Source organism: Atopobacter phocae ATCC BAA-285 (assembly GCF_000526675.1).
Classification (GTDB): Bacteria; Bacillota; Bacilli; order Lactobacillales; family Aerococcaceae; genus Atopobacter; species Atopobacter phocae.
The window spans coordinates 1-19,235 of record NZ_JAGN01000036.1 but is presented as its reverse complement, the minus strand read 5'-3'; the positions used below and the strand labels follow the sequence as shown (position 1 = coordinate 19,235).

The window sequence follows — 19,235 nt, the reverse complement described above, 5'->3', positions numbered from 1 at the left end:
GCTTATAATATACAGGAGATCTGTTCTTTTTTGTACCCTAAAATAAAAAATAGAGTTGAGGCCTTTGGCCATCAACCCTATAAATTATAGAACCCATTTAATGTAAATTAACATAAATGCTTATTTTTTTGCTCATTATACTTTTTTATTCTCGACATTTATAGATACAATAAAACCTCTAAAGTAAAGCAGGATAAGCTTTTACTTTAGAGGTTAGTATTGACTATTAAGCATTTTTGTAACGCGTATACTCAGAAGTATGAAGTAAATTACGTGCGTTAATGACACGATCTTCTGTAGGCGGCTCAATACCGTCTAGTGTGTATTTAATTCCTAAGTTTTCCCATTTATAACGTCCCATTGTATGATATGGTAGAATTTCAACTTTGTAAACATTATCCAAAGTTTTAACAAATTCATCCAGCTCAATTAAATATTCATCATAATCTGACCGTTCTGGAACTAAAACGTGTCTTACCCAAACAGGAACTCTTTTTTTGGATAAGAAGCGGCCCATTTCAAGAATATTTTCATTGGGCCAACCGGTTAATTTACGGTGTAAATCACTTCGAATATGCTTAATATCATATAGAACTAAATCTGTATAATCCATTAGTTCGTCGAACTTTGAGAAGAAAGGCTCGTCATAAGTAAACGGCATGCCACAAGTATCAAGCGCGGTGTGAACTCCTTCTGATTTAGCCAATTTAAAATATTCAATCAAAAAATCTAATTGAAGTAACGGCTCGCCACCACTTACTGTGACACCACCTTTATCACCCCAAAATTCTTTATATTTTAACGCTTCATCTAAAAGTTCTCTCGGAGTAAAAGGCTTGCCTCCTCCTATGTTCCAAGTATCTGGATTGTGACAAAACTCGCATCGCATTCTACATCCTTGCAAAAACGATACGAAACGAATACCTGGTCCATCAACAGATCCGAAGCTTTCAGTTGAATGAACATAACCAACTGTAGATTCTGACATACTTTACATCCTTTCTCTCATTCGTTTTAAAAAGCGGATGGCATACCATCCGCTTTTATCGTTTGAATAATATTTATTACATGCTTTCGTGCATTGTACGTTTGATAACGTCTAATTGTTGTTCACGAGTTAATTTAATAAAGTTAACTGCGTAACCAGATACACGAATTGTTAATTGTGGATAGTTTTCTGGATGATCCATAGCATCAAGTAATGTGTCACGGTTAAATACGTTGATATTTAAGTGGTGACCACCTTTTCTTGAGTATCCATCTAACATCATTGCTAAGTTATCTTCTTGAGTTTCTAATTCTTTACCTAATGCTTTAGGTACGATTGAGAATGTGTTAGAAATTCCGTCTAATGAGTATTCATAAGGAATTTTAGCTACTGAAGATAAACTTGCTAACGCACCGTGTGTGTCACGTCCGTGTAATGGGTTTGCTCCTGGAGCGAATGGTGTACCACCACGACGTCCATCAGGTGTATGACCTGTACTCTTACCATAAACAACGTTTGATGTAATTGTTAAGATTGATGTTGTAGGTGTTGAGTTACGGTATGTTTTATGTTTTTTAACTTTAGTAATGAAGTTTTTCAATAAGTTAACAGCAATTTCGTCAACACGGTCATCATTGTTACCGTATTTTGGATAGTCGCCTTCGATTTCGTAATCAACAGCTAAACCTGTTTCTGGATCACGAACTACTTTAACTTTTGCGTGTTTAATAGCTGATAATGAGTCAGCTGCAACTGAGAATCCTGCGATACCAGTAGCCATTGTACGGAATACTTCTGTATCGTAAAGAGCCATTTGGATTCTTTCGTAAGAATATTTGTCATGCATAAAGTGAATAACATTTAATGTATTCACGTATAAGCCAACTAACCATTCTTCCATTGCATCGAATTTTTGCATTACTTCTTCGTAATCTAAGTAATCTGAACGGATTGGTTCGAAGTTAGGTCCAACTTGTGCACCTGTTTTTTCGTCTACCCCACCGTTGATTGCGTATAGTAAACATTTAGCTAAGTTCGCACGAGCTCCGAAGAATTGCATTTGTTTACCAATTCTCATTGCAGACACACAACATGCGATTCCGTAGTCGTCACCGTATTCAGGACGCATTACTTCGTCGTTTTCATATTGGATTGCTGAAGTATCGATTGAAACGCGAGTTGCAAAACGTTTGAATCCTTCAGGTAATTTTGGTGACCATAGAACTGTCAAGTTTGGTTCTGGAGCTGGTCCTAAGTTATATAATGTGTGTAAGAAACGGAATGATGATTTAGTTACTAATGAACGTCCATCTAAACCAATACCTGCGATTGATTCAGTTACCCAAGTTGGGTCTCCAGAGAATAATTCGTTGTAGTCTGGTGTACGTGCAAATTTAACTAAACGTAATTTCATAACGAAGTGGTCAACTAATTCTTGAGCTTCTTCTTCAGTTAATGTTCCGTTTGCTAAGTCACGGTCAATGTAGATATCTAAGAATGTAGATACACGACCTAATGACATTGCAGCACCGTTTTGTTCTTTAACAGCTGCTAAGTATGCGAAGTATGTCCATTGGAAAGCTTCACGCGCGTTAGTAGCTGGTTTAGAAATATCAAAACCGTAAATGTTACCTAATTCTTTTAATTCTGCTAATGCACGATGTTGTTCGCTGATTTCTTCACGTAAACGAATAACATCTTCTGTCATTGTGCCGTCACCTGTGTTGTTCCAATCATTAACTTTTTCAGCCATTAAGTGGTCAACACCGTATAAAGCTACACGACGGTAGTCACCGATGATACGTCCACGTCCGTAAGCATCTGGTAAACCTGTAATAATTTTGTTTGAACGAGCTTTACGCATTTCTGGTGTGTAAGCATCGAAAACACCTTGGTTATGTGTTTTTCTGTATTCACGGAAAATGTGAGATACTTCTTCGTCAATTTTGTATCCATAAGCTGCTGCTGAAGCTTCTGCCATACGAATACCACCAAATGGTTGTAATGAACGTTTGAATGGTACGTCTGTTTGGAATCCTACAACAGTTTCTTTATCTTTATTTAAGTAACCAGGACCATGTGAAGTAATTGTTGAAACTACTTTTGTATCCATGTCTAGAACGCCACCGTTTTCACGTTCTTGTTTAGATAATTCCATTACTTGTGCCCATAAAGCTGTAGTTGCTTCTGTAGGACCAGCTAAGAATTTATCGTCTCCTGTATATTCTGTATAGTTTTGTTGAATAAAGTCACGAACGTTGATTTCTTCTTTCCACGTATGACCTTTAAAACCTTCCCATGCCATATAATTCCTCCTTAAATTTCAAAACTATTGTCAAATGCTTTTTTGTAACAGTTTCTACTCTTAAAGTATAACACGTTCTACTATAAATGCAATAGTTTTATTGTTTTTTCACAAAGAAAAATATCGCTTTCATTATTAAATATATGCTAGATACAGTTTTTATTGGCAAGATATTTTTTAACCTTTGTGAAATATATTTAATACTATTAGGTACTGTACTAATATTTAATAACACAAAGAATAACAGGAGGCCTGTATTAATACAGAATGATTATAATTTAAATCGTTTTCATCCATTTTATGTCATAAAAAAAGACACACTTCTTTAGAAAGAAGGTGTCCTAATTTTTTATTTAAGCTTTAAACGTATTTTGTACAACGTCTAAATTTGGTTGGTCTTTAATTTCATCGATAAATGATCCGTTTGAATCAAATCCATGAACGCCCAACTCAGAAGAAGGCACCATCCATATTGGTTGATCATCACTTCTCACCTTCAATTCAGCTGCTTGATTTAATGTGTTGAAGTAAATCATTTCATGTGGATTCGATTTTAATGTTCGAGTTACTCGTACTCCACGTTTTGCACGTGAAAGTACCGGAACTTCTATGCCTTTAAATACTTTTACTAAGCCGCGATGTGTGACAACTATTAGTAATTCACTTGGATCATTCGGTTGAATCATCGTCATGCCAATCACTTCATCACTAGCTTTTAGATTAATTGCAATCACACCGCTTGCTTGAAGTCGAACTGTTGATATTTCTTGGCTTGGATAACGTAAAATGAATCCTTGTTTCGTCACTAATACCGCGTCATTTTCTAAATCGGTGGATTGTTCACGAACGGCGATGACTTCATCCGTCTCTGTCTTCAAAGTCATTGCCAGACGTGTTTGAGATTTATTCGTCCGATAGGTTGTGAATTCCTCACCTAATACGTGTTTAATTTGTCCTTCTTTTGTCACTAACGTTAACATGCGATCTTTAATATCGGACCATTTGAAGACTTGAATCACTCGTTCATCTGGTAAGAAAGCATAATGTTGACTAAAATGCATTCCTAGATCTTTCCAACGACTTTCTGGCAAGTAATGAACCGGAATGTTTAAATAATTCCCTTTATTCGTTAGGATAACTAATTCATCTAACGTACTCATCGTTTGAACAAAGAGTGGAGAATCGCCTTCTTTCACACCTAAATCGTTGAATTCACTTGCTTGGAAACTACGCATAGATGTCCGTTTGTAATAATTACCAGCAGTAATCACCACTTTTACTTCTTCATCAGGTACAAGAACCTCTTGATCGATGACAATTTCTTCGATTTTTTGCTCAATCACTGTACGTCTCGGCTGTGCAAAAGTCTTTTTTACTTGTTCTAATTCGCGAACGATTACTTGGTTTAATGCAGACTCTTCTGTCAAAATTTGATGATAAAAATGAATCGATTCATTCAAATCAAGTCGTTCATTTTGTAACGTTTTAATATCTGTATTCGACAAACGATATAGACGTAAACTAACAATCGCTTCTGCTTGTGCATCCGTAAAATCAAATCGTTCCATTAATTGTGATTTAGCATCTTGTTTATCTTGACTACCTCGAATAATCGCTATCACTTCATCTAACACAGAAAGTGCTTGAATTAATCCATCGACAATATGTAAACGTGCTTCGGCTTTACTTAAATCAAATTGTGTCCGCTTTTTGATGACAGATGCTTTAAACGAAATATAGGCATTCAAAATATCCATTAACCCGACTTGAACGGGATGCTGGTTATGAATGGCAATCATATTGAAATTGTAATTAACTTGTAAATCTGTTTTCTTCAATAAATATTGCAAAATCCCTTCAGCATTTGCGTCTTTTTTCAAATCGATGACGATTGATAAGCCGTTTCGATCACTTTCGTCACGAACTTCTAAAATCCCTTCTACATTACGATTTAAACGAATTTCATCAATTTTACGAATTAATGTTGCTTTATTAATTTCATAAGGTATTTCGGAGACGACAATTTGTTGGCGTCCTCCTCGAACTGTTTCAATCGTCGTTTGACTTCTAACGATTAGGCGTCCTTTCCCTTTTTTATAAATAGTTTCTAATTGGTCCGCCCCTTGAATAATACCACCTGTTGGGAAATCAGGTCCTTTTACAATTTTAAGTAATTGTTTTAAAGTCGTTTCTGGTTTCTTAATAAGTTGGATCGTCGCATCAATAATCTCTTTTAAATTATGTGACGGGATGTCAGTCGCATAACCGGCTGAAATTCCAGTCGCTCCATTGACTAACAAGTTAGGGTATCCCGCTGGTAAAACGGTCGGCTCCATTAATGTATCATCAAAGTTATCAATAAATGGAACGGTCTCTTTCTCGATGTCCGTCAATAATTCATTCGATAAACGTGCTAAACGAGCTTCGGTATAACGCATTGCTGCTGCTGGGTCTCCATCCATTGAACCATTATTACCGTGCATTTCAATGAGTTCATGGCGTAATTTCCAATCTTGACTCATCCGAACCATCGCTTCATAGACACTGCTATCACCATGAGGATGGTAGTTACCAATAACATTCCCTACTGTTTTAGCGGATTTACGGAAAGGATGATCATACGTATTTCGATCACGATACATTGCGTATAAAATACGTCGTTGAACGGGCTTTAAACCGTCACGAATATCTGGTAAGGCACGTTCTTGAATAATATATTTAGAGTAGCGACCAAATCGATCACCCATCACTTCATCTAAATTAATTTCTTCAATTAATGATCGTTCAGTCATGTGATTGTTCCTCCTCTTCATCACTTAACGGGTCCATGGAACGTTCTAGTAATCCATCTAATTCACCCATTTCAAATTCGACGTTTTTCTCAATCCAACGACGGCGTGGTTCAACTTTATTCCCCATTAACACACTGACGCGTCGTTCTGCTTGTGCGTGATCATCCAACGTCACCCGAATGAGTGTACGGTGTTCAGGATCCATTGTCGTTTCCCATAATTGGTCGGCATTCATTTCCCCTAACCCTTTGTACCGTTGTAAAACATAGCCTTTACCCACTTCTTTAATAGCTTGAGCTAACTCGCCTTCTGTCCAAGCATATGCTATGCGTGCTTTTTTTCCACTTCCTTTAGATACTTTATAAAGTGGAGGCATAGCTAAGTAGACTTTCCCTGCTTCAATTAAAGGTTTCATGTAACGATAGAAGAAGGTTAAGAGTAATACTTGAATATGTGCCCCATCGGTATCCGCATCGGTCATAATAATCACTTTTTCGTATTGGGCTTGGTCTAAATCAAAGTCAGGCCCAACGCCTGCACCAATGGTATGAATAATCGTATTGATTTCTTCATTTTTCATAATATCGGTAATTGAAGCACGTTCCGTATTAATAACTTTCCCACGCAAAGGTAAGATGGCTTGGAATTTACGATCACGTCCTAATTTAGCAGATCCACCCGCTGAATCCCCTTCGACTAAGTACAATTCATTTTTCTTCACGTTCTTAGATTGAGCAGGTGTTAACTTACCGGATAAAAGCGCTGAACGTTGGCGTTTATTTTTGCCGTTCCGAGATTCTTCTCGCGCTTTTCGAGAGGCTTCTCGCGCTTCTTTCGCACGAATCGCTTTTTGGACAAGATTTTTCGATTGGTCCCCATTTTCCGTTAAGAAATAAGTGATTTGTTCCATCACGATACGGTCAACTGCTGTCCGAGCTTGAGGTGTCCCCAACTTCCCTTTCGTTTGCCCTTCAAATTGTAATAACTCTTCTGGCACACGTAAAGAGATAATAGCGGATACGCCTTCGCGCACATCACTACCATCTAAATTTTTATCTTTTTCTTTTAACCATTTCATTTGACGTGCATACTCATTAAAGGCTTTCGTCAAGGCGGATTTGAAGCCAACCTCGTGCGTTCCCCCGTCTTTCGTACGGACATTGTTAACGAAACTTAAAATCGTCTCAGCATAGCCGTCATTGTATTGTAAGGCACATTCGACTTCAATCCCTTGATCTGTTCCTTCAATAGGAATAATATCAGTCAACGTATCCTTATCTTCATTTAAGTAAGCGACGAACTCTTTAATCCCTTCTTCATAGTAAAAGGTATCAGTTTGATCATTTTGTTCATCGGTTAACGTAATTTTTAATCCTTTAAGCAGAAAGGCTGCTTCACGGAATCGTTCACTTAAAGTAGCATAAGACCAATTGAATTTACCAAAAACTGATTCGCTTGGTAAAAAGCGGACATAAGTTCCTGATTGTTTGTTCGCTGCTTTTTCACTCGTCATTTTCCCTGCTGGCACACCGCCATTTTTAAAGTGCTGACGATATAACTTACCTTCTCGTTTGACTTCAACGGTTAATTCATCCGACAGCGCATTAACGACACTGGCACCTACACCGTGTAAACCACCAGACGTTTTATATCCACCTTGTCCAAATTTCCCTCCAGCATGAAGGACAGTGAAAATTACTTCAATCGTTGATTTCCCACTTTTTTTATTCATACCAGTGGGCATACCACGTCCGTTATCTCGAACGCTCAAGCTTTTATCTTTATGAATGGTGACATCAATTGTCGTCGCAAAACCGGAAAGTGCTTCATCAACGGAATTGTCAACAATTTCAAATGCCAAGTGATGTAGACCGCGATTATCTGTTGACCCGATATACATACCTGGGCGCTTCCTAACGGCTTCTAATCCTTCTAAAACCTGAATGGCATCATCATTATATTTTATCTCTTTTTTACTCATTCATTTTCGTTTCCCTTCATTTAAGTCACTTCTTATCAATATGTATCGTTGTTAGAATATCAAACTCTTTTCATTTTGACAACTCACGACTCATTCTTTTTTCATTTAGGTGAATGAATTTTTATGAAAATAGTTCATGTTTTCATCATTAGTGTTCTCTTCTTTAAGCTAATAAAACATGATATAATACGTTGAAAAGGAGGTCTATATGAAACAACTATTATTGCTTTTATTCGCCTACTTCATGGGATCCATTCCAACTGGTGTATGGATTGGTAAACAATTTTATCATAAAGACATTCGTCAGTATGGTTCTGGTAATTCTGGTTCCACTAATACATTTCGTGTGCTTGGTAAACAGGCCGGCATTATCGTTTTAACGATCGATATTTTAAAAGGAACGATTCCCGTTGTAGTAGCCATCGCTCTTGGGACCACTTGGCATCCGCTGATTATTGGTTTATTCGCTATTCTAGGCCATACTTATCCGATTTTTGCTCACTTTAAAGGAGGAAAAGCCGTTGCTACCTTTGCGGGTATTATGTTAGGGTACTTACCTCTCTTATTTATTGAAGTTATCATTGTTTTTGCTATTATTCTTTACTTTACCCGGATGGTATCTTTAACGAGTATGGTAACCATTTTCTTAGGATGGCTATGGGTGCTTTACTACTATAATGATCCCGTTTTACATTGGATTGTTTTCGGCGTCTTTATATTCATTGTCTATCGTCATCGGAGTAACGTCAAACGATTATTAGATGGAACTGAGTCAAAAGTACCGTTTGGCTTTCGTTCAAAACAAAAATAACATATAAAAGAGCATGACAGCGATTAAGCGTGTCATGCTTCTTTTTTTATAAAATGTAATGATTCATTTGTTCATCTTGAACTAGATGGCTAAGTCGTTGATCCACGTATTGTTCTGTAATTAATATTTCTCCCATTTGCATATCAGGCGCTTCAAAAAGTAATTCTTCCAATACTTTTTCTAAAATGGTATGCAAACGACGCGCACCAATATTTTCAGTCTTACTATTTAATTCAAACGCATATTCCGCTAAACGATGAATAGCTTCTTGTGTGAAATTAATCGTTACATTTTCAGTTTGTAAAATGGCTTCATACTGTTTTAATAACGCATGCGTTGGTTCAGTTAAAATGCGCTCAAAATCTTCAATCGTTAAGTCTGTTAACTCCACACGAATTGGGAAACGTCCTTGTAATTCTGGAATTAAATCACTAGGTGTCGCTACGTGAAAGGCACCTGAACCGATAAATAAAATATGATCCGTATGAATAACACCATATTTCGTACGCACTTGGCTTCCTTCGACAATCGGTAAAATATCGCGTTGTACACCTTCACGTGAAACGGTACCTGATTGTTCGCCGTTGCTAGTGATTTTATCGATTTCGTCAATAAAGATAATCCCTTCTTGGCTCGCTCGTTTAATCGCTTTAGCATTTACATCTTCAGGATTAATCAACATATCTGCTGCTTCATCCGTTAAAATATCTAAGGCTTCTTTCACCGTAACGGCTCGTTCCACTTTTTGTTTTGGTCCAAATTGGCCCAAAGTTTCTTGTAAAGATTCCATTTGTTCCATGGCTGGGTTAGCTCCCACAACAGGTTGTGGTTTTCGTTCAATTTTAATCGTCACTTCTTGTTGGTCCAATAGCCCATTACGCAATTGTTGTTCAATCTCTTTACGTGTTTGCGCAATTTCAGGCGTCACATCTTCGTCTGCTTCTTCTTGAGCCGCTTGAAAAATGTTCCCTAAACTATTTTGTCCACCAAATAACTGACCTAAGTTTTTCATATAGTCTTGTTCTGTTTTCTTTTTCATAATGCCTGGCTTCATAATTTTAGCAAGTTTTTTTACTGCGCGATTAAACGCTTCCGCACGAACTAGTTCTTTTTCTTCCTCTTTAACTAGTTGCACGCTATTCTCAACTAAATCACGAACCATAGACTCGACATCACGACCGACATACCCAACTTCAGTAAATTTCGTTGCTTCTACTTTAATAAAGGGCGCATGAACCAATTTGGCTAAACGTCTCGCAATTTCTGTTTTACCGACTCCTGTAGGTCCAATCATTAATAAGTTTTTAGGCGTAATTTCTTGCGCCATATCTTGCGTTAATTGCATGCGACGATAACGATTCCGCAAAGCAACTGCCACAGAGCGCTTGGCATCATGTTGTCCCACGATGTATTGATCTAAACGTTCCACAATTTGACGTGGGGTTAATCCTAATTGACGATTCATAAACTATCTCCTTTATACCGATTTATTCTCTACAGTAGATGATTCGATCGATTCACAAATAATTTGATCATTCGTATAAACATCAATTTCTGAAGCGATTTTTAAACTGCGTGTCGCAATCTCTTCGGCTGACAAATCACTATCAATTAATGCACGTGCCGCAGCTAATGCAAAATTGCCACCTGATCCAACAGTTAAGACGCCATCATCTGGTTCAATGACTTCACCCGTACCACTTACTAATAGTAAATCATCTTTATTCATTACAATTAACATTGCTTCTAGTTTTTGTAACATTTTATCGCGGCGCCAGCTTCGTGCCATTTCAATGGCTGCACGACGTAAGTTTCCTTTAAATTCGGTAAGTTTACTACTAAACATTTCTTCTAATGTAATTGCATCGGCTACGCCACCCGCAAAACCAACTATCACATCACCATGATAAATACGACGTACTTTGCGTGCTGTGCCTTTCATAATGACCCGTTCACCCAATGTTACTTGGCCATCTCCAGCCATCGCAACCCCTGTTTTATTTTTTACTGCACATATCGTTGTCATTTAATCATCCTTCCTCTTTACATCGAAAACCGGCCGATCTTGAAGCGGTAAAAATTGATCAATGGCTTGCTTCAACGTATCTTGTTCAATATGCGTATAAATTTGTGTAGCTTCTAAGCTACGATGTCCTAACAATTCTTGAACGGTACGCAAATCTGCACCACGATTAATTAAATGTGTCGCAAATGAATGACGCATCTTATGCGGATAAATGGTACCACCCAATTTAGAACGTTTCAGTATATCATTCAAAATATACCGAAAACCATTCGTTGTCAATTGTTCACCCCGATGATTCACGAAAACAAAATCATGCGGTTCATCTGCTTGTGTCATTAAAGAAGGTCGTCCTTCATCTAAATAGGCCGTTAAAGCCTGTTGTGTATGCGTATTAAATGGAACTAAGCGATCTTTATTCCCTTTACCATGTACTAAAATCATTTGATTCGCGCGATCGATTTGACGTAATGTTAAATGTTCGACCTCAAAAATCCGCATGCCTGTTGCATAAAGTAATTCCATAATGGCGCGATTACGTAAATCAAGTGGGGTGCGGTCTTCCAACCCATCCAACAATTGGCGCATTTCTTCTTCATAAAAAAATTCAGGCAAGTGTTTCTCACGAATCGGTACTTCAATCATTTCTAACGGATTAATGGATAATTTCCCTTCCATAATCAAAAACCGATAAAAGTGGCGCAAACTTGATGCTTTACGTGCCATCGTTTTACGCTTTAAGCCTTGGTCATAACATTCTGCTAAATATAACCGGACATCGCGACTACTAACTGTGAGTAAATCTCCACCACCACTACTCGATAAAAAAGTACTAAATTGATTCAAATCGCGTAAGTAACTACTCACTGTATCACTACTAAAATTACGAATGTGAACCATATAATGTTCATATTGTTTAATGAGTCGTTGGTCTTTAGTTAATTGTTCGGTCATTTTCTCACCTCAATGGACTTCATTATAACAAAATCGATAGAAAAAAGATTAGACGAAAGTCGGATTTCATCTAATCTTTATATTTTTAACCTTGTTTTTCTTCTTTATAATCACAATTTGAACATTGCACTTGCATGCCACCACGGACTTTCTTCTCAATTAAGAAGTGATCACATTTTGGACAGTTGCGTGGTAATGGTTTATCCCATGACACAAATTCACATTCAGGATAACGACTACATCCATAAAACAGTCGATTTTTCTTCGTTTTACGTTCAATTACGTCGCCTTTTTGACATGTCGGACAGGTTACACCCACTTTTTTGACGATGGCTTCTGTATGACGACAATCTGGGAAATTGCTACATGCATAAAACTTCCCATAACGACCCAATTTAATCACCATGTCATTGCCACACTCTGGACAACTAAATCCGGCTTTTTCATCTTTAATTTCTATTTTTTCAATTTCATCACTTGCACGGTCGACTTCTTTACTAAACGGCTGGAAGAAACGATCCACAACGTCAATCCATTCAAAGCGTCCGGCTTCAATGCCATCTAGTTCTTTCTCCATTTCAGCGGTGAAGTTGGTATCCACAATATTGGAGAAGTATGAATTAATGAGTTGATTAACAATTTCACCCAACTCAGTCGGTTCGAAACGTTTAGCCGCTAATTTAACATAGTATCGACGTTGTAATGTATCGATGGTTGGTGAATAAGTCGACGGACGACCGACTCCAATTTCTTCTAACGTTTTAATTAACGTCGCTTCTGTATAACGTGCTGGTGGTTGTGTAAAGTGTTGCTCCGGCAAGAGCTCTACTAAATCAACTTGGCTGCCTTCTTCCAATTCTGGTAAAGGATTGGCTTTTTTGTCATTTTTATTGCTGCCATATACTTTTAAGAACCCGTCAAATATTAAAATTGAACCATTTGCTCGAAATGTTACATCGTCTTGCACTAAATCCATCGCCACTGTATCAAAAGTCGCACTCGCCATTTGACTAGCGACAAAACGTGACCAGATTAAATTGTATAAACGGTATTGATCTTTCGTTAAATAACTTTTAATACTTTCAGGTGTGCGCAAAGCCGAACTTGGACGAATGGCCTCATGCGCATCTTGTGCGCCTTCTTTTTGCTTAGCGATTTTTTTACTAGCAGATAAGTATTCTTTACCGTATGAATCTTCGATAAATTGAGTGGCTTCATTAATCGCCGTTGCTGAAACACGCGTTGAATCGGTACGCATATAAGTAATTAAACCAGTTTGTCCGCTTCGACCTAATGCTACCCCTTCATACAGTTGCTGTGCGACCATCATCGTTTTACGCGATCGGAAGTTTAACTTATTCGCTGCATCTTGTTGCAAGGAACTTGTTGTAAACGGTAGTTGCGGATGACGTTGACGCTTTTTCTTCGTTAACGTATCAACTATGAACGGTTTGTTTTCGTCAATTAAGGCGAGTACTTCGTCCATAGCTTCTTTACTTTCAATTTTTTGTTTTTTCTTTTTCACTTCAGACAATTGACCTGTGAAAGTCTTTTTCTCTTTCGGTGCTTGAAAAGATCCTTCGAGTGACCAGTATTCTTCTGGTTTAAAGGCTTTAATTTCTTCTTCACGGTCAATAATTAGCTTCAACGCAACGGATTGAACCCGTCCAGCACTCAAGCCTTTTTTAACTTTCTTCCATAATATAGGAGAAAGTGTGTAGCCCACTAATCGATCTAAAACACGTCGCGCTTGTTGTGCGTCGACTAAGTCCGGTTCAATTTGACGTGGGTGTTTAAACGCTTCTTTTACGGCGTCTTTTGTAATCTCATTAAAGACGACACGTATCGGTGCATTCACATCTAAATCAAGTAAGTGAGCTAAATGCCAAGCAATTGCTTCCCCTTCACGGTCCGGGTCACTCGCAAGATAGACTTTTTCTGCTTTTTTGGCATATCGTTTCAGTTCTTTAATAATTGGGCCTTTTCCACGAATGGAAATGTATTGTGGCTCATAATCATTTTCAATATCGACACCCATTTTACTTTTAGGGAGATCGCGTAGATGCCCTTTACTCGCAACTACTTTATAATTTTTACCTAAATAGCGTTCAATTGTTTTGGATTTTGTGGGAGACTCCACGATAACTAAATATTTATAGGCCATACTGTTGCCCCTTTCTATTAAAAAATCACTTGGACGATACCAAATGATCAGTCGTGCTACCTTTAATTAAATCGGTCGTTCAGGTTTAGAGGCTGATGAACAACTTCTAAAATCGTAATTCATCTTATGCTAGAAGTTGGCGTTTGTCAAATATTTAATGAAAAAAATATCTCGAAGTCACCGCATGATTGAAATTTTTTGTGTTTTATATGAATTTTAACGACTAAAAACATTTTGTCCGTGACTCATCACTCACCACAAATCCTCCCATGTTAAGAGAGGGGTGGCGCCCGCTTGAATTAATTGGTTTGTCCCGGCTGATTCTGGACTTAAAATTGATCCTGGAACAGCATAGACGTTTCGATTTTCCTGTAAGGCGAGATGAGCGGTAATTAAACTACCACTTTGCACTTTTGCTTCTACTACAATCAGGTCCCGACACAAGCCCGCAATAATTCGATTACGCATTGGAAAATGGTGGCGTTTAGGCGGCGTGTCAGGTGGATATTCACTCAATACTAAACCGTTTTGTCGAATCATCCGATCCAACATACGATGTTTAGCTGGATACGTGTGATTTAAGCCTGTCCCTACAACTGCAATCGTCGGAATTTGTTGATTCAACGCAACGACGTGACTGTATCCATCGATTCCATCAGCTAAGCCACTAATAATCGGTCGCGTTTTTAAGCATGGTGGATATGTGTGTAGTAACTGATCAATCACCTGTTGCCCATAGCTTGTCATCATCCGACTGCCGACCATACCAATTCCCGCTGTTCGCAGTAAGCGACTATCTCCTTCATAATAAAGTACAATAGGGGGCTGATAAATTTCTTTTAACCATGGCGGATACGCTGGATCTAATCGAGTCAAAAAATTAACAGATTGCTTCATTAACGTGTGTGCGCGCTTAACTACTTCCTCATCTAAAGACAGCTTATGCCGATATGCTGGTTGTTGAGCGACTCGCTCTAAATGTTCATATTTTTCTTTCAATGGTAATCGGGTCAAACTCAAAGCTAATACCCATTCCTTTAGTTCCAAAAAAACACCTCCTAACATCATAGACGCTAAGCGGTGTTCAATCGACTAATATTGACTTTTAATAGGTTCAAAACTACGTCGGTGGATTGGAGTTGCACCATAACGTTTTAAACCATCTAAGTGATGCTGTGTCCCATATCCCATATTATGCTCAAAATCATAGCCGGGATAAGTTTGACTCCATTTAATCATCAATTCATCCCGATAGACTTTAGCTAAGGAACTGGCCGCTTGAATACTCACACTCCGTTGATCACCTTTAATGATACCTAGCTGGTCGTGTGGTATATCTAATGTTAAAGCATCCACCAAGACCATCGCTGTTGGTTCTTCTAAAGCTAAAACAGCTTCTTTCATGGCTAAACGAGTTGCTTCTAATATATTATGCGTATCAATAAAAGCTGCATCTTTTTCGACAATTTGATATTTAACCGCATGTTCCTTCACCCAGTCACTCACTTGTTCTCGTTGAGCAAGGGTAAGACGTTTACTATCATCAAATCCTACGTCTTCTAATTGGTCTAATGGTAAAATAACAGCTGCGACAACAACCGGTCCAGCAAGTGGTCCACGACCCACTTCATCTACCCCAATGACATAACGTTGTCCTTGTTGAGTGAGTTGAATATCATGTTGAACGGTCTCTTCAAAGAAAGCCCGGCGTTGCGCCACCTTCTCTAAACGGCTTAGCGTCTGTTTAACAAGTTTTTGTGCCCCTTGGCGTTCATCCTGTTCAGTTGCGACTAAAATCGCATCTGTCCGTGATGTGACTTGATTGAGCGCTAGTTTCAATTGCGATAAGGTTAAGCGTGATTTATTCGTCATGGCTTCCATCCTGTTGATTCTTCCATGTGTCTACTTCATCTAAATGATCATACGTAAAGCGCCCTAAACGACCGGCTCTTAAATCTTTCAAAAAACGAATGCTCGCTTTTTCATAATCATCACGAAATCCTAAACGTTTCGCTAAGTGAATCAATAATTCCGGATACTCCTCTTCATCAGCTGGCCAAGACACTTTGTATAGTGATTCAAATGTTGGTTTTAATGTATCGTTTAATTGACGCATCGCACTTAGGGCGATATCGTCTAAGTAAAGTAGTTGATCTTTAATCGATCCGGTAATCGCTAAACGCTCCGCTAACCTTGGATCTTGGAATTTCGGCCATAAAATTCCTGGTGTGTCTAATAATTCAAAGTCTGTACCGACTTTCATCCAACGTAGCGATTGCGTTACGCCTGGACGGTTGGCTGTTTGGGCTTGATTTTTACCGACTAAACGGTTAATTAATGTCGATTTCCCAGCATTTGGAATGCCTAAAATTAATAAACGAATCGCAGGTGCGTTAACCCCTTTTGCTTCTAACTCTTGTTTCTTTTGCGCCATTAATTCGCGGACAACCCGTTTGAAAGTATCAATTCCTTGTCCTTCTTTTGCGTTCATTTGAACGACTTGTGCGCCTTGATTTTGATAATAACTTGTCCATTGATCCGTTCGTTTAGGATCTGCCAAATCGACTTTATTTAAAAGAATGATATGTTTTTTTCCTTGACGAATTTCATCAATCACTGGGTTCCGACTCGATAATGGAACTCGTGCGTCCAAACATTCAACGACGACATCGACGTGTTTAAGTTGTTCCCGAACTTGACGAATGGTTTTCGCCATATGCCCGGGGAACCATTGAATAGTAGCCATAATTTATAAATCCTTTCCATATGGAGTTTGTCTTATAACAAACATGCTTTTAGTGGGAAAATTTATCAAGCTCCCGACCTAAATTTCTTTATTTTTCTTTAACAATTTTGCGATTAATCATTTAACACCGCTTGAATAACCTCACACACGATATGCATGGCTTGTTCTAATTCATCACGAGTCAGATACGTTGGGGCTAATCGAATGGTATGATCATCTGGATCGGTTTGATAAGGGAACTCTGAACCAGCAGGCGTTAACTTCACCCCATGCTCTAAGCACGTTTTTATAATGCGTTTGGCTGTCCCTTTTGGGCATTTCAAGCTAATGAAATAGCCTCCATGTGGCATCATCCATTGAATGCGATCAGTCTCTCCAAAATAGCGCGTTAAATAATCATTAACAATTTGAAACTTTGGAAGTAATAATTGAGCATGCTGTTGCATGAGTTGTTCTAAATGCGCAGCATCTTTTAAGAATAACACATGTTGCAACTGATTAACTTTATTTGGTCCAATACTTTGAATACTTAATTGTTGAACTAAGTATGCCATGTTCGCTGGACTCGTAATTAAAGCAGAAATACCTGCACCTGGAATTGTAATTTTAGATGTCGATAAAAAAATTAAAACACGGTCTGCCGTGCCGTGCGTTTGTGCTAACTTAAATAAATTTGCTTGATGACGAGTTAAGTAGTCCTCATCTAAGTGATGGAAATGATATGCATCATCGTAAAAAATACGAAAATCATCCGCTGCCGGCGTTAAAGTCGCTAAGCGTTCAACGACTTCATTACTAAAAGTAATTCCTTCCGGGTTACTATACGTTGGGACACAAATGATTCCCTTAATAGCCGGATCATTTGCGACTAATGCTTCAACTTGATCCATATCTGGTCCATCTGGTAACATTCGAATGTTAATCATTTCAATGCCTAGTTGTTCTAAAATTTTAAAATGGCGGTCATATCCGGGAACTGGGCATAGGAAACGAACGGATTCAAGTGTGCGCCAAGGTGTTGCTCCGCTACCGACACCAAAGAGCATGTACCAAGTTAAAAGATCATTCATTAATTTTAAACTAGAGTTGTCGTTGACTAACACATCATCCATCGTTACGCCTACCACATCTGCAAATAATTGACGGGCTTCTGGTATGCCAAGCACCCCACCATAATTAAAATAATCAATATACTCGCGTATAACATCAGGTGTGATGCACTCATACATTGGTTCACTTAACATTAATTGATCTGTCGCTGGTTTCCCACGAGTCATATCAATTATCGAATGAAGTATTTTTATATATTTTTTATTCACATTATCGCCTCATTTTTCTCATGTTATTATAATCATGTTCAAGATATTTTTATAGTCTATTTATGATAAATCAGCTTAGTCAATCGAAACATACTCATCGCTTCATTATCAAACCCTACTAACTTAGTGTTTATATAACATAATAAATTGATAAAATTTAGCGATAGAAAGTTAAAGTTCATATGATTGTGTAAAAGACAAAAGGCCATATAATAACTCTTTTACTGTACAATGTTTTTAACTACTAAAACATGCTCAGGAGGACTTTACATGACCCCAGTACATTTTACACTTAATAGTAATGAGATTCAAAGTATTATTGCACATTCGGTAAAAAATGATTTTTTTTAAATATTTTGACCACTGTATTCAACCGATTGATAAAAAGCAGCGAACGGAATACAATTAAGCTGAAACTATGAACAATCTAAAAATCCGACAAAGTTAACAAAATGGCTACTACGAGCGCGACTTTACGAATCAGGTAGGAACGCTCAAATTACGCGTATTTAGAATACGTGCCAGTGAGTTTTCACCGACGATAGTGAACTTTATCAACGAAATGAAAAGGTGCATTTCGCTTCTATGCTTCATATATATGTCTCAGGTATTTCGACACGTAAAGCCTTAAAAATGTTGAAGAGCTGTTTGAAAAATTAGTTTCTAAATCTTTTGTTTCTAATCTGACTAAACAATTAGATCCGATGGTCAATGAATAGCAGAACCGTTCACTTTCAGAAACAAACTATCCTTACTTAATGACAAATGATCTTTATATAAAAGTAAGAGAAACTTAACGGACCCCTTCCAAAAGCCGCCATATTGCTAGTGGTATAACGAAAGAGGGTGCCCGTGAAATCATCAGTTTCATGATTCAACGTGAAGAAAGTGATAATACCTGATGCAATTTCTTTCATTACTTAAAAGAACGAGAGGCTCAAAAAGTGAACTGCTCCCTAACAAAATGTGTAGGAACAAGATTCAATAAATGAAATAAACGTTCTTGTATCTGTTGGATTAGGAAAAAGATCATAATGTGAAACGAATTGAATTTCAGGGTTCTATAATTTATAGGGTTGATGGCCGAAGGCCTCAACTCTATTTTTTATTTTAGGGTACAAAAAAGAACAGATCTCCTGTATATTATAAGCG

13 protein-coding genes and 1 pseudogene are annotated in these 19,235 nt (G+C 37.9%); 2 read left to right on the top strand and 12 right to left on the bottom strand.

The features are described from left to right. Window positions 1–226: 226 nt before the first annotated feature. The 4 genes from pflA to parE form a co-directional block, all read right to left on the bottom strand. The gene (pflA, locus tag L866_RS0106440; RefSeq protein ID WP_025730284.1) at window positions 227–988 is read right to left on the bottom strand and encodes a pyruvate formate-lyase-activating protein; all 762 of its coding nucleotides are present in this window, start codon (window positions 986–988) and stop codon (window positions 227–229) included. 76 nt (window positions 989–1,064) lie between these two features. Further along, window positions 1,065–3,293 carry a formate C-acetyltransferase gene (pflB, locus tag L866_RS0106435; RefSeq protein WP_025730282.1) on the bottom strand — a complete coding sequence of 743 codons (2,229 nt, stop codon included), beginning with the start codon at window positions 3,291–3,293 and terminating at the stop codon, window positions 1,065–1,067. A gap of 353 nt (window positions 3,294–3,646) precedes the next feature. Next, window positions 3,647–6,085, bottom strand: coding sequence for a DNA topoisomerase IV subunit A (gene parC, locus L866_RS0106430; protein WP_025730281.1), 2,439 nt, complete (start codon window positions 6,083–6,085; stop codon window positions 3,647–3,649). Further along, window positions 6,078–8,066: a DNA topoisomerase IV subunit B gene (parE, locus tag L866_RS0106425; protein ID WP_025730280.1), complete on the bottom strand. Its 1,989-nt coding sequence runs from the start codon at window positions 8,064–8,066 to the stop codon at window positions 6,078–6,080. The genes parC and parE overlap by 8 nt, the downstream gene beginning before the upstream one ends. A 208-nt stretch (window positions 8,067–8,274) precedes the next feature. Between parE and plsY the strand changes: the two genes are divergently transcribed. Further along, window positions 8,275–8,877 (top strand): glycerol-3-phosphate 1-O-acyltransferase PlsY, encoded by a 603-nt coding sequence (plsY, locus tag L866_RS0106420; protein ID WP_025730279.1) that lies wholly within the window; start codon window positions 8,275–8,277, stop codon window positions 8,875–8,877. Window positions 8,878–8,923: 46 nt separating this feature from the next. Here the strand turns inward: plsY and hslU are convergent, their stop codons facing one another. From hslU to L866_RS0106380, 8 genes are all read right to left on the bottom strand, one after another. Beyond that, complete coding sequence (gene hslU / locus L866_RS0106415) at window positions 8,924–10,342, bottom strand: ATP-dependent protease ATPase subunit HslU (protein ID WP_025730277.1); 1,419 nt, start codon at window positions 10,340–10,342, stop codon at window positions 8,924–8,926. A 12-nt stretch (window positions 10,343–10,354) separates the two neighbouring features. Continuing rightward, the gene (gene hslV / locus L866_RS0106410) at window positions 10,355–10,903 is read right to left on the bottom strand and encodes an HslVU peptidase proteolytic subunit (protein WP_025730275.1); all 549 of its coding nucleotides are present in this window, start codon (window positions 10,901–10,903) and stop codon (window positions 10,355–10,357) included. Beyond that, window positions 10,904–11,854 carry a tyrosine recombinase gene (locus L866_RS0106405; protein WP_025730273.1) on the bottom strand — a complete coding sequence of 317 codons (951 nt, stop codon included), beginning with the start codon at window positions 11,852–11,854 and terminating at the stop codon, window positions 10,904–10,906. It abuts the gene before it with no gap. An 85-nt stretch (window positions 11,855–11,939) separates the two neighbouring features. Continuing rightward, window positions 11,940–14,018: a type I DNA topoisomerase gene (gene topA, locus L866_RS0106400; protein ID WP_025730271.1), complete on the bottom strand. Its 2,079-nt coding sequence runs from the start codon at window positions 14,016–14,018 to the stop codon at window positions 11,940–11,942. A gap of 252 nt (window positions 14,019–14,270) precedes the next feature. Continuing rightward, on the bottom strand, window positions 14,271–15,065 hold the full coding sequence (gene dprA / locus L866_RS0106395) for a DNA-processing protein DprA (RefSeq protein ID WP_025730269.1): 795 nt from the start codon (window positions 15,063–15,065) through the stop codon (window positions 14,271–14,273). A gap of 45 nt (window positions 15,066–15,110) precedes the next feature. After that, the gene (locus L866_RS0106390; RefSeq protein WP_025730267.1) at window positions 15,111–15,890 is read right to left on the bottom strand and encodes a ribonuclease HII; all 780 of its coding nucleotides are present in this window, start codon (window positions 15,888–15,890) and stop codon (window positions 15,111–15,113) included. Then, window positions 15,880–16,764, bottom strand: coding sequence for a ribosome biogenesis GTPase YlqF (gene ylqF / locus L866_RS0106385; protein ID WP_025730265.1), 885 nt, complete (start codon window positions 16,762–16,764; stop codon window positions 15,880–15,882). Before ylqF ends, L866_RS0106390 begins: the two co-directional genes overlap by 11 nt. A 113-nt stretch (window positions 16,765–16,877) precedes the next feature. Continuing rightward, complete coding sequence (locus tag L866_RS0106380; protein WP_025730263.1) at window positions 16,878–18,083, bottom strand: aspartate aminotransferase type Ic; 1,206 nt, start codon at window positions 18,081–18,083, stop codon at window positions 16,878–16,880. 270 nt (window positions 18,084–18,353) lie between these two features. On the opposite strand from L866_RS0106380, the pseudogene L866_RS09680 reads away from it, so the two are divergent. Then, window positions 18,354–18,982: pseudogene (locus tag L866_RS09680) on the top strand (transposase); the annotation flags it as partial. Window positions 18,983–19,235: the final 253 nt, after the last annotated feature.